3 protein-coding genes are annotated in these 2,993 nt (G+C 47.8%); all 3 read right to left on the reverse strand.

The annotated features are described in order from the left end of the window. Positions 1 to 39: 39 nt before the first annotated feature. Positions 40 to 1,215: an ISL3 family transposase gene (locus DPV68_RS08525; protein WP_114166341.1), complete on the reverse strand. Its 1,176-nt coding sequence runs from the start codon at positions 1,213 to 1,215 to the stop codon at positions 40 to 42. Further along, positions 1,142 to 1,609: a transposase family protein gene (locus DPV68_RS15185; protein ID WP_114166342.1), complete on the reverse strand. Its 468-nt coding sequence runs from the start codon at positions 1,607 to 1,609 to the stop codon at positions 1,142 to 1,144. The genes DPV68_RS08525 and DPV68_RS15185 overlap by 74 nt, the downstream gene beginning before the upstream one ends. Before the next feature lie 90 nt (positions 1,610 to 1,699). Beyond that, positions 1,700 to 1,930, reverse strand: coding sequence for an IS3 family transposase (locus DPV68_RS08535; protein WP_114166343.1), 231 nt, complete (start codon positions 1,928 to 1,930; stop codon positions 1,700 to 1,702). Positions 1,931 to 2,993: the final 1,063 nt, after the last annotated feature.

Raw genomic sequence — 2,993 nt, forward strand, 5'->3', positions numbered from 1 at the left:
CACATAAAGAATTTATTATATAAATATACATTTTACGCTTCAGACAAGCCCTTGGTACATGACTTTTCTTTTCAAGAGTTCAAAACTCGCCCGACCGTACATGATTCGCTTGATCAACTTCAGACGGTTGACTTGGCCCTCCACGGGCCCATTACTCTCTTTGCGCTCGCAAGCATGTCGGAACGCCTCTTGTTCCTGTATGAGACGGTGTGTAAAACGAAACGTCAGTCTGTCTCCCTTGGCGTGTTCGGTTAGAACAAGTTGTTGCAGCATCGTCCAGTCCCCCGACTCAAGACATCCCCTGAACGAGTGTACGAAACAGAAATAGTGGCGTAATTCCGGGAAGCGTATGAGGGTGTCGTCTACGGTCTTGCGATGCCTGACCGACGCATCCATTTCCCAGTTCCAAAGAAGGTGAAAGGCCCTTTGTCTGGTGATTGTTTCGGATGGGGAGAAGATGGTCTCTTTACGCTCTCGACGTATTTCTTCCACCACTTTCCTGACCGCGCTGGCAGATCCGTCATATCCCGCGCGTCGTATGGACGAGAGGATCGAGGAGACGGTTGCGTGAGATTCATCTAATTGGCGAATCCGGTCGATCCAACGGTTCACTTTGCGTCGTGAGGCGCTCGGCAAGCGTTTCCGGTGATGTGATATCGGTGCTGTCCTTCGGAGATCATTGTAGACCGTTTGACGACTGATGGAGAACCTATAGGCAATCGAAGTGACCGACTCCCCGGTTTCGTACGCCTTCTTGACGTCTAGGGTGCGATGCCAAGAAGGGTGATCCCATCTGTCGTCATCTTCGGCGTCGTTCGCAACGGCAATTACAGGAGCGCATTCTTCTATCTTTAAACCGAAACTCCCGGGCAGTAACGTGTGGCAAATCTTCTTGAAAAGGTCCGATAGGTTCTTGAGGAGATGAAAACGATCAAGAACCTCTGTGATGTTCCGTGAAACCTGACTGATTGCCTCCCTGTAGGGAGCGAAACGGTCTCTGGAGACGAGCTTCACGTGTGGATTCTGCTCGAGCCATTCCAGGACGGCACCGGTCTCTCTCGAAGGAAGCAGGTCGATCGGACGGTGTGTGACCAAATCACAGATGATGGTCCCGTAAGAATGTCCTTTTTTGAATGCAAAGTCATCTATCCCGACAAAAGGGGGAGATCCCCGTATCCACCTCGGTATGATAAACAAGACGAAGTACCGTGTCATGGCTGATCCGTATACCAAAAGCTGAACAGATTTTCTCTGTCTCAAGAGCACTCAATGAAAAGGCGAGAGAACGTATCTGCGCGTCCAAACGGGCACTTCGTCTTTGATAGACGGGGAGCCAATCTAGTCGCTCCGCGAAAACCTTTTGACCGCAGGCATCGTTGTCACAAAACCATTTAGGCATGGATAGTCGGACAGAGACGGCCGTTTCACCCTCCGGGATGTCCATCCAAGTTCGGATATACGTCCCGTGCCTCCTCGAAGAATAGCAAGCGCATCGGGGACAGGATGCACCAACACTTGAAAGTCGGGCATTCACCTCGATTTGATTGTCCTCATAGAAAACAGAATGTATTGATAATCGTTCGTCTAGTCTCTTCAATAAACGTTCCATTGAAATCACGACCTTTTATTCAATTATACGACGATAACGCGAAAATATCACTCTCACCTAAAGTGCGTAAGAACCATTTTATTTTAGCGTTCACACCTGGAAATCTCGTTCGAGGAGGTTCGGTGCAATCGTTCCGACCTCTCCCTTGTAGGATCGATATTTCTTCATGCGGACGAGGCATTTGAGACCGAGCTCGTCCATGAGACGCAATACGGTTTTCGGGTCGTGCCTGAAGCCTTGGCGCTCGAGGAGCGCATGGATGCGCCGATAGCCGCAACGTCCTTCGTGTTCGTGGAAGAGGGTCCGGATCGCTTCCTTCACTTGTCATCGGCTGTCAGTAGCGTCCACCAATAAAAGTAGACGCTTCGAGCCATATAGAGTACCCGGAGGAGCGCCGGTAAAGTATAAATCGCCCGTAGCTCGTCGATCACTTGGCCCTTGATCCCGTTCGTACGTGGATTTCCAGGTGGAAATCATGCCGAGAGAGGAGAGTCGGTATTTTAGGGCCGCGTCCATTAAGGACAGCCCGTTATCCGTCATATCGTTTAGTATCTCTAGTTTAAATGCCAGTGAGTACGCTATATAGGACGGATGAAAGATTGTCTCTACCTGTCGCTCGTAGGAGTGTCCATTCACGTACCTTATAACGATCCAACCCGAACACCATTCTGTAGCCAATTTCACTGGTCAAGCAGCGCTCGGCGATTTTTATATCCAACTTTTAAAGGGTAGTTCACATTCGAGTTTTTTGCGTGCAATCGAATCGATATAATGAATCTATTCATTTAGACGGGGAACGCATCAATAAGTAAAATCATCTTCAACAAACGTCAGATCAGGTATCTCGAATCAAATCCGAACGTGGAGTTGCGGACCGATCGATCCAGCACACGGGCAATTTCAAGGTACGGGCCGTCCTCGAAAATTAGAAAAGAAAGGGACCTTCACAAATCTTCGAGGAAGCGCATTAAATACCAATGAGTTATGAAATAAGCTAGAGGAGCTCGAAGGGTAGGCGAAGCGAACGACTACATCGAAAGAGGGACATCAGGTCATGAGCACGGTCATCCGAACTATAAATGATACTTTTATTGTCCTAAAGCGATGGGATAAGAATGTACAATTTCGTAGCCTCTCGCATACTTGTTCACCAGATGCACGACTACGCAAATCTAACTAAATGTGGACACAACGTTCTATTTGTTTCAGGTTTGGAATTTTGTTAAATATTTAGGACCCAACAAACATCATTAACGTCCTCAAAAAGCTGAATGTTTGATTGTGCGAATGGTGTTAAAATAAGTTGAGCGACAAGGACCCAACAAACATCATTAACACCCTCAAAAAGCTGAATGTTTGATTGTGCGAATGGTGTTAAAATAAG

Source organism: Exiguobacterium sp. TNDT2, from assembly GCF_003331145.1.
Classification (GTDB): domain Bacteria; phylum Bacillota; class Bacilli; order Exiguobacteriales; family Exiguobacteriaceae; genus Exiguobacterium.

Excerpts from the sequence above, each read along its gene's own strand:
- DPV68_RS08525 (WP_114166341.1), bottom strand. The coding sequence starts at position 1,215 with ATGACACGGTACTTCGTCTTGTTTATCATACCGAGGTGGATACGGGGA.
- DPV68_RS15185 (WP_114166342.1), bottom strand. The coding sequence starts at position 1,609 with ATGGAACGTTTATTGAAGAGACTAGACGAACGATTATCAATACATTCT.